The sequence below is a fragment of the Qipengyuania vulgaris genome (assembly GCF_009827325.1).
GTDB classification, from domain to species: domain Bacteria; phylum Pseudomonadota; class Alphaproteobacteria; order Sphingomonadales; family Sphingomonadaceae; genus Qipengyuania; species Qipengyuania vulgaris.
Genome location: NZ_WTYC01000009.1, coordinates 29,233 through 46,710 on the forward strand (window position 1 = coordinate 29,233; position 17,478 = coordinate 46,710).

Sequence of the window (17,478 nt, forward strand, 5' to 3'; positions counted from 1 at the left end):
CAAGCGCTATTGCCGCCAGCCGGCCTGCCGAGGCACTTGCGCGACGGCGCGCTCGGCACTAGAGCGGCGCGCAACCACCAGACCACCACGGATTCTCGCAGGCTTTCACGCAATGGACGATCGTTTTAACACCGCTTCCGGCTGGGTTCTCTTCTCCGGCATCGTCGCGCTCGGCGCATCGATCGCTTCGGGCATGTATTTCCATGCCGACAGCCAGGAAGAATTCGAAGACGGCGAATGGGGCTATTTCGTCGAGGGCGAAGAGGAAGAGGGCGGCGAAGATGCTGGCCCGGACCTCGGCACGCTCCTCGCGTCGGCCGATGCGGCTGCTGGCGAACAGGTCTTCGCCAAGTGCAGCGCCTGTCACACCATTGAGCAGGGTGGCGCCAACGGTATCGGCCCGAACCTCTACGGCACGATGGGCAAGGCTATCGCAGGCCATGCAGGCTTTGCCTACTCTTCCGCGCTGTCCGAAAAGGGCGGCGAATGGACTTGGGAAAACATGGATGCCTGGCTGGAAAGCCCGCGCGGCTTCGCCAGCGGCACCAAGATGAGCTTCGCCGGCCTTTCGAAGCCGGAAGACCGCGCTAACGTCATGGAATATCTCGCCTCGATGGGCGGCGCTCCGGCCAAGCCGGAACCGGCAGCAGCCGAGCCCGAAGAAACCATTGCTGGCGATGCTCCTGGCGCGGGTCCTGGCGCCGTCGAAGGCGTGGCAGCTGATCCCGCTGAAGCCGCTGCTGGCATGGGTGCCGACCAGCCGGTGCCTGCCGACAATGCAGCGACCGACAATGAGGGCGCTACCAAGGTCGACTAAGCCCGACCTGACAATTCAATGAGAAGCCCCGCCTCGTGCGGCGCTGTCAGCCGCCCTTGAAACCTTGCGCGATGACATACCATTCGCTCGATCCCTTGCGGCTGGCGGGCGGCTTGGCATGTTTGACCGTTTTGAAGTGCTTTTTTAGCAGGTCGAGCAGGTCCTTGTCGGTCCCTCCCGCCAGCACCTTGGCGAGAAAGGTGCCGCCCTTGTCCAGGTTCTCGATCGCGAACCATGCGGCGGCCTCGACCAGTCCCATCGTCCGCAAATGGTCGGTCTGCTTGTGGCCGACGGTATTGGCGGCCATGTCGCTCATCACCAGGTCAGACTTCCCGCCCAGCGCTTCCTCAAGCGCGCGCGGTGCCTCGTCGTCCATGAAATCCATCTGGAAGATCGTGACGCCTTCGATTGGTTCGGTCTCCAGCAGGTCGATGCCGACGACCTGCGCCTTGGGCACAAGCTTGCGCGCCACCTGCGACCAGCCGCCCGGCGCAATGCCCAGATCGACGATGCGGCTGGCGCCCTTCAGCAGGCCGAACTTTTCGTTCATCTCGATAAGCTTGTAGGCGGCGCGGCTGCGATAGCCGTCGGCCTTGGCCTGTTTGACATAAGGGTCGTTCAGCTGACGCTGGAGCCAGCGGGTCGAAGATTCCGAGCGCTTCTTGGCTGTACGAACGCGTGTATCCTTGTCCTTGCCCGATCTAGACATTCTACTCTTTCATTCGTTGGAGGGCCGCGCGGCTCTGCTCCCCTGTCGCATCGGCCGCCATCAGGCTGCGCAGGATGCCCTCCCGAATGCCGCGGTCGGCCACGCCCAAAGTCGCTGATGGCCAGATGTCGAGAATGCTTTCGAGGATCGCGCAGCCCGCCACCACGAGGTTGGCCCGGTCGTCGCCAATGCAGGGCAGCTGCCGCCGGTCATGCCCGCTCATGTGCGAAAGCTTGAGCGAAATGTCGCGCATGGCCTGCGAAGGCAGGATCAGCCCATCGACCGCCTGCCGATCGTATTGCGGCAATTCCAGGTGCAGGCTGGCCAGTGTCGTCACCGTCCCGCTGGTGCCGAGGAGGCGGATCGGGTGCGGGCCCTTGGTAAATTCGTGGATGCGTTCGGCGAAGGGCTTGAAACTGTCGTGCACGGTCCGGCGCATCCGGCGGTAGCGATCGACGCGCAGGTCTTCGCTCTCGTCCGATCCCGTTACGGTGTCGGTCAGCGAAACGACCCCCCAGGGCACGCTCATCCAGTCGATGATGCGCGGCACGGCGCCGCTCGGCTCGACCAGTACCAATTCGGTCGATCCGCCACCGATATCGAAGATGACGGCCGGGCCATCGCCATCCTCGAGCAGGATATGGCAGCCGAGCACCGCCAGCCGTGCCTCTTCCTGCGCCGAAATGATATCGAGCACAATGCCCGTTTCCTCGCGCACACGCTCGATGAATTCCGCACCATTGGACGCGCGGCGGCATGCTTCGGTGGCGACGGAGCGGGCCAGATGGACGTGGCGGCGGCGCAGCTTTTCGGCACAGACATGAAGTGCGGCGAGCGTTCGCTCCATCGCATCGTCTGACAGGCGCCCGCTAGCCGCCAGACCTTCGCCGAGCCGGACCACGCGGCTGAACGCATCGATTACGGTGAAATTCTCGCCCGAAGGCCGCGCAATCAGCAGCCGGCAGTTGTTGGTGCCCAGATCGAGCGCGGCATAGGCCTGCCTGCGACCGCGCAGAAATTGCGCGGAGGCATCTGCGGGGGCTTCTGCGCCGTTTTCATCGCGTGGCGTCGCATCGCGAGCTTTCGCTCCGTTGTGCTTGGAGCGTTTTTCGGGCCGGGAGGGGCGCTTGTAGCGGAAATCGGCTACCTTGCCGGACGTGCCGCCCCTTGTCTTACCGTGGCCCCTGTTCATGTCCGGCGGAGAGTGTTCCGCCATGGGGGTATCTTTCATTATTCCTCCCGCACGAAACTGCTTCGCGCGGGGACCTGACAGCGATGCTAGCGGGAGGAACCCTTTGGGGCAAGCGGAAGGGTTGACCTCGCGCCCCCGCGAAACTAGATGCGCGGCCTCTCCTGCGGAGGCGAGACGATTCTCGTACCTGCCGTATGGCTGATGCCCCGTCGTCTAATGGTAAGACTACGGACTCTGACTCCGTCAATTGAGGTTCGAATCCTCACGGGGCATCCACTGATTTTCCTCAGAAAATCAGGAATTTGTCGCTTAACACACCACGGGTTTTAAGTCCCAACAGGCTCTGCGGAATTTTTCCGAAGCCTGGCACGTAGGCTTCGAGCGGGTTCGCAGCTTCGCGCGTGCCCATTTTGCGCAGAGCTTTGCAGTCATCCTGATTGCGCACATCCCCGGTACGACCGGCCTCGCGGGGCAAGGGAACCACGTTCACTGTGCGATCCTGTCGAGGAAGCTCAACATCAACGGATTTGGCGGGGCGTGCACGACCCTTTGCAGCGATCGGGGCTATGAAGCCGCCGTCGCTGTGTGGCAGGTTCACAAGAAGAACTGGAAAGCTGCAGCATGAGCGAAGAAGAGAACGCCAAGCCCTCTGAATTCCTGGCGAGCTATTTGGCCCGCAAAGGACCGAACGAAGTCGAAAAGGTGTAAGCCTCCGTGGACCTCGCGCGCCAGATGCTGGAAAGCGGGGAGGTCGAGCTATACGGGGAGGGGGAGAACCCCTTCGAGCTGCCTCCCTACCCATGGGAGGTCAGCGAGGTTCGATCAAACGCTCCGAGGCGTATTTACCTTGGGCAAGTGAGCGACCTCGCGACGGGGCAGGGCCACACGGTCTATTTCGCGGCCGGTCTTGCCCGGGACGAAGACGAGTTTCGCCGGCAGCTGGTGCCTCACATTGGGCACACGCTCGCCAACGGCGCCAAGGTGAACCCCGGGCTAGGAGACTTCCAGTTCTCGAAGACCTTCATTTCGCCGTCGTTGCGGCAAACCTTGGAGAAGTTCGACGAAGGTAAAGGCGCGCCAGCCGGATTCTTCTTTCTAAGCCGATGGCACGAAAACCGGTCGTGAACCGTCACCAGATCGGCACCCACACCCCGCTGAGCGTGGATGGGGGTGCCGATCTATTTGGACGATAGTCCGACGGCGACCGCTGCACCAAAATGTTAGCGTCAATCTTCTCGAAAGTTCGAAAAGCGGTTCTTATTCTATGAGATACCGAGCCTTCACCGTAAAAGTTGAGGAGGGCGCGAATGCACCTGAAGGTTTCAAGCGGAAGTTTGTGATTCCACTGTCGCAGCCCGCCGCGTCAAGCGTTGGCACGTAGTCCCAGGTCACGCCTCCATCGGAGGAGAACTCAAGGTCATCAGTAGCTGACGACAGACCTGTATAGGAGAATGCTAGTCCGGAGGTCGGTGAACCGTCCACGAAGGCGATCGGACCCGTCGATCCCATTTCGACCAAGCAAAGTGCAGCTTGTGGCGGACCACTATCTGACACAATCACAGAGTTCGCATCCAGAGCGACTGCGTTCGGGTTGGAAACTCCAATCGTGTACTCAACGATGGCGCCAGGTATTGGGAATGGGCGTGTGGTTCCATTCTTGGGGTCGCTAAATACGGAACTAACCTTTGTGGCGGTTATCGGCTGGACCGGACTTTGCGAGTATGTCGCTTGTGCAATCGGTGTGGATGCTAATCCGAACACACCACGAGCAGAATTTGTGAAGCTTCCAGCATTTGGAGGTCGTGAAACAGTATATCGGAGTGTGACTGATCCGCCGGCTCGGACGAAGTATGAGCTCCCCTTTTTACCGATGAATTCTAACGTGCCGGTGCTTCCGGCAACAGGGATTTGACTGGAATTTGAAGTTTGGACTTCGCTGGAGCTGGTTATGGCAACAAAGCTCATCCCTGAGGGAAGGGTGTCGACTATCCGATCCACTATTGCGTCGTGGACTGACGGGTTGGAGATTGTGACCGTGTAGGTAAGATTTCCTATCGCCCCGACGATCCCTATCTCCTGATCGATAGTTTTTGATATTTGGAAGGGATTTGTCGCACCTGGAAAGCTGATCGAAACAACGCTTGCATCATTGGTGCCGGTGTATTTCAGCTGAGTTCCGCTAGTTTGAACCGCATATGGTTTCGCCGTCGTAGATCTGCCTGCGCACTGATACGTGAAGTAATATCGTACGGTGATATGGTAGCCATTTCCGGGCTGCTTGGCTGTCTGAATAACGTAGATCCTGTTGGACATACCGGCAGGCGCGCCAGCGACGTTGGATGATCTCACTTCCGATCCAACCATTTGAAAGCACTCTGCGTCAAAAGATTGGAGCGCACTGGGTTGAAGAAGGAACTCGTCCCCGCGATCGGAACCGCCAAAATCGTATTTGGCGTCAAAGTATACAGTCTGCCCAACCACAGCGCCCGACCCCAAGGACGACCCGATCAATTGCCCGCCAGCATTGGCACTGATCGAGTTGGCGATAACGAGGCTAAAATTCGAGAGCTGAGTTCCGGCGCTAGAGCTCATTGTAACTGTTGCGTTGGCACCCGCACCAAAGCTGCAGCCGTAACCAGTAAACCAATAAACTGCGATACTCTCGCCCGGATCCAATGCTCCGATATACTGGGTCGCTGGCTGCCCGCCAGCCAAGTACACATTCGAGTTCAAACCCCCGAGCGTGACGGTGGCATTCGTTGTTCTGCTTGTAGAAGTGTTGCGAACGATCCCGCCAACGTAAGCAGCTGTAGGCCCTTCTGCAGGACAATTGTTGGAATCCGCAGTCAGCTTCTGGAGGTTGGTGCTGCTGTTGCCTGAGCGCAATTCGAACGAAAGGCTGGCTGACGCAGCTGTCGCAAAAAGCCCCATCACGAGCAGGGCCAAAAATCCGCGGAGAGCCGACAGAAAGAAGATGGGCAAGTTCAACACGTTCACCTTCCAATACCAAGAAAGGAAAAGGTGTCAGCATCGAACTTCATGCGGATGCTGGTGTAGAGTCCTTCGTCGGTATTTCGGGCGGCAGAAAAGTCCTCATCACGAAAGCCCCGCAAGTTATATCCTACAGTGAGGAGGACATCATTTTTGGGAGAGAAACCCAACTCCGGTCCGAACGAGAAGCTGGTGTAGCCGTCGGTAAGGTTACTGCGGACTGTTGCAAGACCACCGATCTCGAATCTCTCGCCAATTCCAATCCGTGCGTCGACCCCAGCAAGGAGAGAGAAACCTTCAATCGAAAGACTCTCAATCGCATCAAAATTGTAGCGCCCACCAACAAAGAGACCAAACTCGCTGCGGTTCATCGAACGACCTTCTTCAATATCGTTGCGACTAGGAGACCAATTGGTAGAAACACTCCCGATCAGACGACGCGACTTGGCCTCTCCATTGACGATGAGCGCGCTACGACCTGAGGGTCCTGTTTCCCCATCAATCGCCCCAGTCACGCTATCGCTGCGATATTCGAGTTTCGCGAGAAAGCCGAAATCAGAACTCTCAGGGCGATATGCTGCAGCGATGCTTCCGTCAAAGATCTCCGATTCCGACCCCGTATTGCTCTCCGCCCGGGTCCAGGTGAATCCCGAACCTAGAACGCTGCCTTCGCCCAGCTGGCGAATAGCGCCGAACGTCAGGCCAGTGCGGTCCGATTGTTCACCGTCCCGGTGTTCGCCCCGAGCGTTCGCAGCCCAGCGGTCTTTGCGCCAGCTAGCTCCAAGCGTGATTGCGGCAAAGTCCTCAAAGAGCTGCCCATCCTGACCCAGATGCCCCCCACTGGAAACAGGGTGCTGCGGGTTGATGACCTTGCTCTGGTCGACACCGCCGAGCTGACGATTTACGTCGATTGTTCCGTCGAGTGTCAGGTGGCTCGACAAGGTAAAGCTTTGAGCGAGGCCAAAGGCCGCATAGCTTCGCGCTCCCAATTCCGAAATCGATTGCTGGCCGAGCATGCCTGTTGCACGAGCTCCGGCCCAAGGGCTCACTTCAACGCCGCCCTGCAGCGTCTCGGCGTCGATGGCTTTCCCTTCGGCAACCTCGTAGGTGCCGATGAGGCGGACGTCTTTCGCCACAGAGTACCTGGCACCAACCCGGTGCCGGGTAGGCAGGTCAATTGATTCCGTCGCTGAAAGTGCGATGCTGGTGCTAGCATTGATCTCCAGGCGATTGTCTAGGAGCCGATGACTGGCACCACCTTCGAGAACCGTGGAGGACCCACTCGTTCCATCGCGATAACGATCGTCAAAATGTGCCAGACCCAGGCGCAGGCTCGTCGACTGCTCGCGATAGCCCGCCTGAATCTGAATGGCGTTACGGCGAGCATCATCGGTCAGGCTGCTATCGTGCCATGCACTGCCAGTGACTCCGAGAGTCTCGGAAATCGAATACCGTGCATCGACTCCCATCTTTCGGCGTCCCTGCTCGGCGCCGTTTTGTTGCCCCACACCGAAGTCAGGTTCGACCGTACGCGCAAAGGCGATGACGTCCAGATCACCGGTGTGATGTTCTGCTTCGACCTGCCACGCCGCAGAAACTACGCCGTTCTTAACACTGGCAGCCGCCTCGGAACGTAGTTCGGTCGAACTACCGAGCCGCGCCTTCACATCCACTGCGAGCATTTCGGTCCGCGCGCCATCGCCTTCGTCAGTGACGAAAGTGCTGCCCAGACGTAGATCACCGTCCGCAACCAGAACATCACTCCGGACACCAGCATTCAGTTGGCCGGTGCTACGCGGATCCTGTGTCTCGTAATCGATGACGATGAATTGCGGATTCAGATCGAAATCTCGACTCAGGACGGGCTCTTTGAAGCGGATTGTGCCGGACAGGAGGTCCAAATCGTAATCGATAAAGCGCGTCAATTCCCGGCGTTCAACGATGATTTCCGAGCGGAAACGGTCTCGTATTTCGAGAGCCACGGTCTCGGAGTTCGGTACGATTGCGCGGCTTGAAAGGCGATAGGGACCAGTGAGACCATTTCCCTGGATTTCGTCGCGCCGAAAACGGGTTTCGATATCCGCAGCAAAGCCCTGTACGTGTAAGGCACCAAAACGTCCTTCGGCTTTCACACCAGTCGCAGCCCGGTCGTAACGCGCAAGGTTTGTCTGGTTGAACCCGGTGCGAAAATCCCCGTAGATCGCATAGAAAGTGCTTGTTTCTACGCGAAGGTAGAGCTTCTCACGACTGGCTGCGTCGAAGCGACGCGCCGATCCGTCCGCGAAAACAGTGTAATAAGCATCGGGATCAATGCTTCCTTGGAAACGCTGCTCGTCCTTCTGTTTCGCGCTATCATATGCGGCGGTGAGCAGGAATTTTCCGAGAACCTTGCCCTTAGCATAGAATGCAACCCGTCCTTCTTGACCGAGATCGCTGTCAAAGGACCCGTTCACCTCCATGTTGTCAGCGATGGTGCGCGCGCCAAGCGACGCTTCCGCGAGGCCGACCAAGGTCCAATCCGTGTCACCAGGTACAACCCAAGCTTCGATTTTTTCGCGGCGGGTGATCTTGCCGTCGGTGAAAGTGAAATCCAAATCGAGCTGGCCGCTCACAAGAGTGGGGGAAAGTTCTATCAAGGCAACGCCGTCATCCCCTCGGATCGTCCAAGTAGGCTTTGCTCCGGAAAGACCGCCAAGCTGGCGCAATTGCATTGCCTCAAGAGCCTCAGCACTCTCGTAGGGGGCATTGATCTCAACCGCGCCGGATACGCCGCTGCGCACTGGCTGTCCCTTCCGGTCCGTAATCCGAACGGCAACAACGGACTTTGTGGTTCCGTCGGCCACTAGGCGCGACTGGTCGGCAACAAGGCTCACGTTCGATGGAGCACCTGAAAAGTGGACGATCCGCTCAAATTGGTTTGAAGAGGAACCGTTCGCGTTCGACACGTCGGCAATGAGCCGCGTTCGCTCTGATTTTAGCGGAATGCCGCGCCACACGCTTATCGCATAGGAACCATCGGAAGCTTTCGTAACGCCATCGAAGCTCAGTGGATCGACAAGCTCATTGTTCGCGCGAAGTTCTACCTGCTCGCCGATTTCGTGTCGCACGGCAACCCGAACTGCGGGAGCTCTAGGATTATGATCCACGGCGGGAAAAATGAAACCGGCTGGACCGTCGCCAACCGTTGCCCAAGCGATCTCGGCACCTGAAGCTTCGGCATCACCGAGTACTTCGTCGTCCTGATCATCGGCTCTATCATTCCAACCATACGGCAGTTCTGCATGGAAGTCTGCGACGACAAGGCTGCCACCTTGGCCTCTTACGAAGCGGGAATTTGCCGAGCCGCCGTTCGCAGTCGAACGAGCGCAGAGCACGAACTGACCTGATATTGGAAGGGTCTGGTCCTGCGCCTGCACCACGTGCGTTCCGGGAGCAATCCCTTCGAAATGGTATCGACCTTCCGCATCGGTTACCGCAAAACTTCCGTCCTCCAGCATGACCCGGACACCCGCTATGCCACGGCGTCCTTCTCTGTTGCAGGAGCCGGAAGTGATCCGGCCCATTACTACCATCTTGTTGCCGATAGTTTCCTTGCTGATACGAAGGTTGGCACTGGCAACGACCGCCGCGCCGCGACCGTCGCTTGCACTTGCGCGATTGACAGCAAAGCCTTCGGGAGCATCTGCGCGAACTGCCATTGCATAGGTAATGCGGTGGCCTGCGCCAGCTGCAATTTCGTCGAAACGTACTTTGAGCGTCTTTCCATCTTCGGCAATGCTGACGCGCTCTTCGGCGCGCTCGCCGTCGACCCTGATGCTATCCGGTCGGAGGCGGAGCCATTCGGATGGAGTGTCAGTTATGACCACATTCCGCTTGGACCCCATTACATCGGGATTGCTGACCGTGATGCTGTAGAAGACGACGTCTCCAGGTAACGCGATCTGGCGCGACACGCTCTTATCGAGACTTACGTTCACAAGCGGCCGGTCAAGCGGTATATCGAACTGGGGTATAGCCGATGAAGTGACTGAGAATTGGCTCTGATACGAGGCTTCGGTAATAACAAAAACGCCGCCTGTGGGGCGGGTAAAAGCCACCAGCTCTTTTTCTGAAACGGTCGATGGACCGGAATATGGTGAGGGCGGACTGACTTCGACCAGAAAAGACCCGCTAGCGACTATGGGGAAGCGATACTCTCCGGGCAGCATCTCATAAGTGCGCCCGGCACCATCCGTGACGGGCTGCCCACTCGTGACACTTGAGGGCCAGTAGGTCACGCCATCTTCGGCAAAAACTTCTGCAGGAAGTCCTGATGCGGCATTAACCAAGGTTAGGCGCGCGCCGTCGATGATCTGCCCATTCTGGCTGTCGAAAACGAAACCGGAAGTTTTGTTTAAAACGTTGACGATGGCGGTGACGACGAGGGCGGCCCGTGAATCGTGATAGGTTACACTGATGTTCTCCCCCGAGTGCAGACTGAGAATGCAGTCGCCCGCAATTGGCTGCGGAGGGATTGACGCGGTTTGAATACTTCCGGCAAATTCACCAGAATTTTCAGAAGTTTCGAAAACGGTCAGTCTTTCCTCATCTCCCGAGGGAGTAGTCAGGACGACTTCGATGGAGTCGCGGGAGGAAGGAGACAGGTTCGCCGCAGGAGCAGAGACATCGAAGAAAAGTGTCTGTCCGATGCGTATCGAGGTCGCCGGCGAAACCGAATAGCTCGAAGGTGCTGCAGCACCTACAGAGGTGGATGGTGTCAAAGTACTTGAGCCGCACAGTGACGGCGAGAATTGGAGCGTCGTGCTGCCGGCTATATCTGGCAGATAAGTTCCGATGGCGGCCTGAGCCGAGGCAACCGCAATGCGGACCTCATTCGAACGGGCGGTCTCGATTACACCGCTGGCTCGCCACTGCGCTTCAGCAATGTTTGTAATAGTCTGAGATACAGGCGCATCTTGGGCATAGGCCGGAATCGCGACGAAAAGCAGTAGCACCCCGAGGAATGCTGCTGATAAATCGCTGAGATTCCGGCCCAATACCATGGCGCATTCAGCGACTAGTCGATCGTCGCCTGGAAAATCACAGTACGCGTAGTGCCCGCTGCAATGTCCTCGAGCGAGCCCGTTATCGTTCCTGCGTTATATAAACCGTCCGTGGTCGCATCATCGAGGTCGCAGGTCGGACCATTCATGCGAACTACTGTGGCGGTATCGAAATAGGAGATGCCTGTCGGCAGACTGTCCGTGACGGTAACACCGCTCGCTGTCGCACTACCCGCTGCGTTCGAAACAGCGATGCAGTATTCGATTACGGCGCCCGGAATGGCCTTGGGATTAGCAGTGCCGCTTACCGGATCGCTAAGGACAGTACTTGTTTTTGCGACGCTTAACGCTGCCGCCGAAACGACGTAGTCGTCTGCAGCAGAGAAGGCGCCATCATACTCTCCGTCAGTGAGGCCCTCCGCATCTGCAAGTACGGTGTCGACAGCATTGACAGTGTTGGTATCCGAATTTTCTAGAAGTGCTCCCTGGGAGCCTGAGGAACCGCCAGCATGAGCCTGGGCCGTGAGTACTACGGTCGCCACGTCGCCGGTTGCCCTACCGAGTGGGATATCTGACCTAATTTGGACGCTTACTGAGGCGTCAGCGGCCAGTTCGTCTATGAAAGTTGCCTCGACAAAGGTGCCGTCCCCGTTCCGATCTATGAGGATCGTGACGTTGCTTGTGTCGAAATTATCGGTTCCCGTGATGCCACCAGCGCCGCCAGCCTGCTGTGCAGCGGTAAGTGCGAAGTCTAGTGTATCATTCGAGAGGTTGGTCACGGAAAAGGTCGTGATCCGCGAAACCGCGCCAGGTGAGACAATTGTCTGCTCCCCGCCGGATTCGGCCACAGTGACGTTGACCTTGCGGTCGACAACGAATTCATCCGTTGCCGTTTCGTCGTTTTGACTGACCCCGCCGACCGAATAGCTCACCGATACGCTATTCTGAATTGTCTGGCCGGCGTTCGTGCCTTCCGCAAAGGCTGGACTAGCGCCGAGAGCAATGAGCGGTAAGGCGCTCACCGCACCCAGCAGCTTGCTGGTGCGTTTCATGGTATTGAATCCCCTGCTATTGCAGCTGCGCGTTACCCCGCCCGCAGCCTTAGGCGGCTACGTTCAGCTCTTCAGCGAACGATCCCGTAATAATTGAGAGTGCCTTTCGCCCCTGGATCAAGGCGTTCTAGCGTCCAGCGAATGTGAGTGACATCGCGCGCTTCAGCTGCGCGGGCTCCTGCTTCAGCATCCTCAATCTTAATGGCGCCAAGGTCGCCGAAGGTGGCGCCTCCATCGACAGAAACTTGAAAAGCTGCATCAGCCTCAGCGAGTCGAATTGCCGTAGGCAGCGGATTGGTGACCACGAAGTTTTCTACGGGTTCGCCGCCCGAATTCTCGTAGCTCGTGGTGAACAGCAGTCTATCACCTGGCACAACGCCTTCGGGGGCGGCGAGAACCTTTTGCGCTTTGCCATCCTCGGTCACAACCCGTTCGAGTTGCACTATCCCGCTCAGGACGACGGTGTCCTTTGCCGTTGCCGGAACGCTTGCGACGAGGGCGGCAACGGAGAGCACGGATGTTTTTATGAGGTTAGAGAACATGTGATTTTCCTCGAGGTTCAGTCGTGCGATCTCAGTCGATCGTGACGTCGAAAGTAACGGTGTAGCTGGCACCGGCCGCGGCCGAGCCGACATCAACCGTGATACCAGAATTATTCGCCTCCCCCGCGTCCGCGTCAGATGCATCTGTTAGAGGCGCTCCATCGAGCGTGAGCGTGGCAGGTTTGTACGTCGTGCCCGCGGGGATGGCGTCCGTCACGTTAAGATCAGTGATTGAGCCGCTACCGCCGACATTGGCCACGATAGTGAAGGTAATCGTTGCATCGGGAACGGCTTCGGATCCTCCGAACGGATCGATAACGCTTGCTGTCTTGATCAGACTCAGAGCCGCGAGGCGTGCGATTAGTGAGCCATCGACGTCTGCATCAGCGCTTGTTGTGCCAACGACTGCGTTGCTTCCGTTGACCCCTTGGCCCGCAAAGCTTGTACCGGGCGCGCCTGCGCCGGTCACGGCCTGAGCGACAAGCTTGACTGCGCTGCTATCGCCATCGGTGACACCTGCGGGCGAGTTGACCAATACAAACACCGTGAGTGCGGCATCTGCGTCGAGAGAAGGAGTAGGCGCGCCCGCACCCAGAACCACGTCAACACCGTCATCATAGATGCCGTTGCCGTTGGTATCGTAGGCAAGCCCATCAACCGTTACGTCGAAATCATTTCCCGTCACTGCAGCGTCAGCGGTTAAGTTAAAGGCTTCGGGACCATTGCCGGTATTAGTAATCTCGAAGGTGAGCACAGCAGAGGCGTTGCCGATCGCAACCGCGCTGCCGTCCTGCCAGGCTGCAGTAACATCAAGAAGCTCGTCGACCTGCACGGTGACAGTATTTGAATCTACCGTCTGCGGCGTGCCGTCCGCATCAGAGAATTCAGCGGTAGCGGTATTCTCGATAAGCGTGCCTGCAGGCACGCCGTCGGCCATCGCTGGCGATGCCACGAGAAAGGTTGCGAGGACCAGCGGACTGGCGGCGAACTTGAGACCCATGTGTTCCATGGGGGCCTTAGTGGACGAAAAAGGTTATCAAACGATTAGCAAATACGTAAATTTCCGTGGGTTGAAATTAACGGATCGTTCACTCTTCCGGCCGGTTTCCGCCTAATGCATAAGGCATCTTTGACACGAAGGGACCAAGTTACCGTTAGTTTGATTGGTTAACTTTTACTTTAGTTGAGGCGGAGCGCCGTATCTGATGCCTGAGCCAGAAGTTCGAGAAAAGCAGGGCACCTCTTGGTGGTAGAGACCTAAAGCTTATGTAGAAGAAATAGTCCCTCCTACTTGCAGACTCCAACGAGACTGATCTGTCTGGCAGCAAGTTAGCAGATGAGGCTGACGTTTCAAACTTGCCAAGGCATCACGGGAACCTCTCGCCTTTTCTTGCTACTCAGAGACAAACACACGAGCACGCATGTTCCTGCCACTAGCCTTCTTCTAGCTCGCGAAGCCTGCCTACATTGGTGAACAATCTGGGGAGGCGTCACATTTAGAGCGGCAACAATTGGCCCACGCGCATTTCAACCATACCTTAGACTCCGTGGACCAAGTCCCCACGCTTACTGCAAATGTCTATTCGACCCATTCTGACCTTGGCGCAGCCGAAGAAGAGCTGCGGCCATTCAATTTCCAATCCCTGACCCAGAAGACTAGACAGGCCATTGCAAATTAGAACCACATTCTAGAGTGATTTCAGTCGCACTACGTGTATTCGGCACCGATGGCACAGGAACGAAGCCGCAGGACACGCGAGAAAGTCCTTGAGGCGGCAAGGGACTTAATTGTCGAACATGGCCACGAGCAAGTCTCGCTGAAGGAGATTTGTGAGCGTTCCGGCGTATCAAATGGTAGTATCTTTCATCATTTTGGTTCGAAGGAAGGTATTGTTCGCGAACTCTTCGCTGCAGAGCGCGCCGCTTATCTGGGCGTTATCCGAAATGCGATCATGCAATATGATGGCGACCCCTGCGATGCATTCGCCGCCGGTACGCGGGCGGCGTTGCATTACCAGGCGAAAAATCCCGGTTCGTTCGGCCGGCTTATCGCTGAATTCTCAGACAGCGAGTGGTTGCGCCGCAATGTCGATCTGTGGCTGACGGTGGCATCGGAAGAGGAGTCTCCTGTGATTGCTTGGGCCGCCGAGTATTTCCGTAGCGGGGCCCTGCCGCGCCTCCCCCCTGCATTCTATCAGGCGGCCATGCTTGGACCAACCGATCTGCTTTCCCGCGCTCACCGCCAAGGGAGACTCGCGGGAGACATTGAGGAACTGGGAGATGATTTGGCAGAATTCGTAAGCGCCGGCCTCAAGAGCCTGCGGGACCGCCAGCGAGAGGCTTAGGTTCTCCATCGAGGCTCGGTGCCATTGCGACCTTGGTCCTTACCGACCCGCTGGACGCGTCTCCTCCAAACGCCTACACGCTTGTCATCCCCGGGGAGCCATGAGGCTGAGAGGGCGGTTGAAGTCCGCCGACCCGTCGAACCTGAACCGATTAGCATCGGCGGAGGGAGTGGGCGGCCACCGCGTGAAGTCCGCTCTCCCGCCTCGTGGAGAGATTACATATGGCCGAAGGTATCGACATTCCTGCATGGATCGCCCTTTTCATGGGCCTCTACGCCCTTGCGGCCGGAATCGGGGAGTTGCGCCACCCGGGCGGGTGGACCGCAATGCTTGAGGATTACGAACGTAACACCGCGTTGCGCTTTCTAACCGGCATCGTCTGCATCGGGCTGGGCGGTGCGATCTATCTCGTATCGCCGTGGCAGCCGGATGACTGGCTCGCAATCCTTATCACCATCCTCGGCGGCTGGATGGCGATCGAGGGCGCGCTGATCCTTGCATTCGGCGATGGCATCATGCGCTTCGCCCGCCGCTTGATGGGCAAGGCCAACCAGCTATGGGCCTGGTTCTCGCTGATCCTCGGCGCGTTCCTTATCGCCACCGCCCTGTTCCGTCTCTAGTTTCATCTGCATCGAAGAAAGGTCCGTTTCATGGCCGACATCAACAGCACATTCGACATCGGCGTCACCACCGGCCCGATCCGCGGCAGCCGCAAGGTCCAGGTCGGCGCGAAGAGCGGCAGCGGCGTGCGCGTCGCCATGCGCGAGATCGATCTCGAGGGCGGCGAGCCCAGCGTGCGGGTTTACGACACCTCGGGCCCCTATACCGATCCCGACGCGGTCATCGATATCCGCAAGGGCCTCGAACAGAAGCGCCGCGAGTGGATCCTCGCCCGCGGCGATGTCGAGGAATACGACGCGCGCGAAGTGAAGCCCGAAGACAACGGCCAGCTCGGCCCGGACCGGTCGGGCGGGGTTCCGGCCTTCCCCAACGTCCACAGACGCGTGCTGCGCGCAAAGCCGGGCGCCAATGTCAGCCAGATGCACTACGCCCGCCGCGGCATCATCACGCCCGAGATGGAATATGTCGCCGAGCGCGAGAATCTGGGCCGCGAGATGCTGCGCGAGGAAGCTGTTCGGCTCGAAGCCCGCAATGACGGCCAGCCCTGGGGAGCATCGCTGCCCGATTACGTCACCCCCGAATTCGTTCGTGACGAGGTGGCCCGCGGCCGCGCGATCATTCCCAACAACATCAACCACCCCGAAACCGAACCCATGGCGATCGGGCGCAATTTCCTGGTCAAGATCAACGCGAATATCGGCAACTCCGCCGTCGCCAGCGACGTGGCGAACGAGGTCGACAAAATGGTCTGGTCGATCCGCTGGGGCGCGGACACCGTCATGGACCTATCCACCGGCCGCAACATCCACGACACGCGCGAATGGATCATCCGCAACAGCCCCGTCCCCATCGGCACCGTGCCGATCTACCAGGCGCTCGAAAAGGTCGGCGGCGTGGCCGAGGATCTGACGTGGGAAATCTTCCGCGACACGCTGATCGAACAGGCCGAACAGGGCGTCGACTATTTCACCATCCACGCCGGCGTGCGCCTGCCCTATGTCCCGATGACCGCCAAGCGCGTCACCGGCATCGTCAGCCGGGGCGGCTCGATCATGGCGAAATGGTGCCTCAGCCATCACAAGGAGAGCTTTCTCTACGAGCGTTTCGACGAGATCACCGAGATCATGAAGGCCTACGACATCGCCTATTCGCTGGGCGACGGCCTGCGCCCCGGCTCCATCGCGGACGCGAATGACGAAGCCCAGTTCGCCGAACTCTACACGCTGGGCGAACTGACCAAGCGCGCCTGGGAGCAGGACGTGCAGGTGATGATCGAAGGCCCCGGCCATGTGCCGATGCACAAGATCAAGGAGAACATGGACAAGCAGCTGGAGGCCTGCGGCGAAGCGCCCTTCTACACCCTCGGCCCCCTCGTCACCGATATCGCGCCGGGTTACGACCATATCACCAGCGGCATCGGCGCGGCGCAGATCGGCTGGTACGGCACCGCGATGCTCTGCTACGTCACGCCCAAGGAGCACCTCGGCCTGCCCGATCGGGACGATGTGAAGGTGGGCGTGGTGACCTACAAGCTCGCCGCCCACGCCGCCGACCTCGCCAAGGGCCACCCTGCCGCCAAGGTCCGCGACGATGCGCTGAGCAAGGCGCGCTTCGAATTCCGCTGGCGCGACCAGTTCAACCTCAGCCTCGACCCCGATACGGCCGAGCAATACCACGACCAGACCCTGCCTGCGGAAGGCGCCAAGACCGCCCACTTCTGCTCCATGTGCGGACCGAAGTTCTGCAGCATGAAGATCACGCAGGAAGTGCGCGAATTCGCCGCGAAGCAGAATTCGGACAGCTATCTCGCCAGCGAAAACATTAAGCGCGAGACGAGTGCCGAAGAGGCCGAGGAAGCGCGCGAGGGGATGGAGGAAATGAGCCGCGTCTACAACGAAACCGGACGTGAACTCTATATCGGGCAGGGGGACCGCGAGCATGACTGACAAGGTGAAGGGCCCGGCGTCCTATTTTCCGACGATCGAGGGGAAATACGGGAAGCCCATTGCCGAATGGCAGGCCATGATCCGCGCACGCCAGCCGGCGAAGCACATGGAACTGGTCGCGTTTCTCAAGGAGGAACACGGCATCGGCCACGGTCACGCCAATGCGCTGGTGGCAGCCACGCTGGCGGAGGACGCGAAATAGGCGACGGAGAAAGCTCGCG

At 58.7% G+C, this 17,478-nt stretch carries 14 protein-coding genes, 1 tRNA gene and 1 riboswitch; of the genes, 7 read left to right on the plus strand and 8 right to left on the minus strand.

Annotated features, from left to right (window positions below; all coding sequences use genetic code 11):
- Positions 1-112 precede the first annotated feature (112 nt).
- The gene (locus GRI69_RS13680; RefSeq protein WP_160728835.1) at positions 113-817 is read left to right on the plus strand and encodes a c-type cytochrome; all 705 of its coding nucleotides are present in this window, start codon (positions 113-115) and stop codon (positions 815-817) included.
- Positions 818-863: 46 nt separating this feature from the next.
- Here the strand turns inward: GRI69_RS13680 and GRI69_RS13685 are convergent, their stop codons facing one another.
- Positions 864-1,526: an RlmE family RNA methyltransferase gene (locus tag GRI69_RS13685; RefSeq protein WP_160728836.1), complete on the minus strand. Its 663-nt coding sequence runs from the start codon at positions 1,524-1,526 to the stop codon at positions 864-866.
- A gap of 1 nt (position 1,527) precedes the next feature.
- Positions 1,528-2,742: a Ppx/GppA phosphatase family protein gene (locus tag GRI69_RS13690; protein WP_160728913.1), complete on the minus strand. Its 1,215-nt coding sequence runs from the start codon at positions 2,740-2,742 to the stop codon at positions 1,528-1,530.
- Between the two features lie 178 nt (positions 2,743-2,920).
- Between GRI69_RS13690 and GRI69_RS13695 the strand changes: the two genes are divergently transcribed.
- Positions 2,921-2,994 (plus strand) — tRNA-Gln (locus tag GRI69_RS13695).
- Between the two features lie 10 nt (positions 2,995-3,004).
- On the opposite strand, the gene GRI69_RS13700 is transcribed toward GRI69_RS13695, so the two are convergent.
- Complete coding sequence (locus GRI69_RS13700) at positions 3,005-3,208, minus strand: hypothetical protein (protein WP_160728837.1); 204 nt, start codon at positions 3,206-3,208, stop codon at positions 3,005-3,007.
- 224 nt (positions 3,209-3,432) lie between these two features.
- On the opposite strand from GRI69_RS13700, the gene GRI69_RS13705 reads away from it, so the two are divergent.
- The gene (locus tag GRI69_RS13705) at positions 3,433-3,843 is read left to right on the plus strand and encodes a hypothetical protein (protein ID WP_237453125.1); all 411 of its coding nucleotides are present in this window, start codon (positions 3,433-3,435) and stop codon (positions 3,841-3,843) included.
- A gap of 132 nt (positions 3,844-3,975) precedes the next feature.
- On the opposite strand, the gene GRI69_RS13710 is transcribed toward GRI69_RS13705, so the two are convergent.
- The 5 genes from GRI69_RS13710 to GRI69_RS13730 all read right to left on the minus strand — a co-directional run bounded on the left by GRI69_RS13710 (position 3,976) and on the right by GRI69_RS13730 (position 13,345).
- On the minus strand, positions 3,976-5,706 hold the full coding sequence (locus GRI69_RS13710; protein WP_160728839.1) for a DUF11 domain-containing protein: 1,731 nt from the start codon (positions 5,704-5,706) through the stop codon (positions 3,976-3,978).
- A gap of 5 nt (positions 5,707-5,711) precedes the next feature.
- Complete coding sequence (locus tag GRI69_RS13715; RefSeq protein ID WP_337191075.1) at positions 5,712-10,703, minus strand: hypothetical protein; 4,992 nt, start codon at positions 10,701-10,703, stop codon at positions 5,712-5,714.
- 62 nt (positions 10,704-10,765) lie between these two features.
- Positions 10,766-11,803, minus strand: coding sequence for a DUF11 domain-containing protein (locus tag GRI69_RS13720; RefSeq protein ID WP_160728841.1), 1,038 nt, complete (start codon positions 11,801-11,803; stop codon positions 10,766-10,768).
- A gap of 71 nt (positions 11,804-11,874) precedes the next feature.
- Complete coding sequence (locus GRI69_RS13725; RefSeq protein WP_160728842.1) at positions 11,875-12,345, minus strand: DUF11 domain-containing protein; 471 nt, start codon at positions 12,343-12,345, stop codon at positions 11,875-11,877.
- 31 nt (positions 12,346-12,376) lie between these two features.
- A complete protein-coding gene (locus GRI69_RS13730) occupies positions 12,377-13,345 on the minus strand; it encodes a hypothetical protein (protein ID WP_237453126.1) in 969 nt (322 codons plus the stop codon).
- Between the two features lie 727 nt (positions 13,346-14,072).
- On the opposite strand from GRI69_RS13730, the gene GRI69_RS13735 reads away from it, so the two are divergent.
- From GRI69_RS13735 to GRI69_RS13750, 4 genes are all read left to right on the plus strand, one after another.
- Positions 14,073-14,690, plus strand: coding sequence for a TetR/AcrR family transcriptional regulator (locus GRI69_RS13735; protein WP_160728844.1), 618 nt, complete (start codon positions 14,073-14,075; stop codon positions 14,688-14,690).
- An 81-nt stretch (positions 14,691-14,771) separates the two neighbouring features.
- Positions 14,772-14,876: riboswitch (TPP riboswitch) on the plus strand.
- Between the two features lie 35 nt (positions 14,877-14,911).
- A complete protein-coding gene (locus GRI69_RS13740; RefSeq protein ID WP_160728845.1) occupies positions 14,912-15,310 on the plus strand; it encodes a hypothetical protein in 399 nt (132 codons plus the stop codon).
- Positions 15,311-15,340: 30 nt separating this feature from the next.
- Entirely contained in the window at positions 15,341-17,257 is a 1,917-nt protein-coding gene (gene thiC, locus GRI69_RS13745; protein WP_160728846.1) for a phosphomethylpyrimidine synthase ThiC, read from the plus strand.
- On the plus strand, positions 17,250-17,459 hold the full coding sequence (locus tag GRI69_RS13750; RefSeq protein ID WP_160728847.1) for a DUF4287 domain-containing protein: 210 nt from the start codon (positions 17,250-17,252) through the stop codon (positions 17,457-17,459). Before thiC ends, GRI69_RS13750 begins: the two co-directional genes overlap by 8 nt.
- The last annotated feature ends 19 nt before the right edge of the window (positions 17,460-17,478 follow it).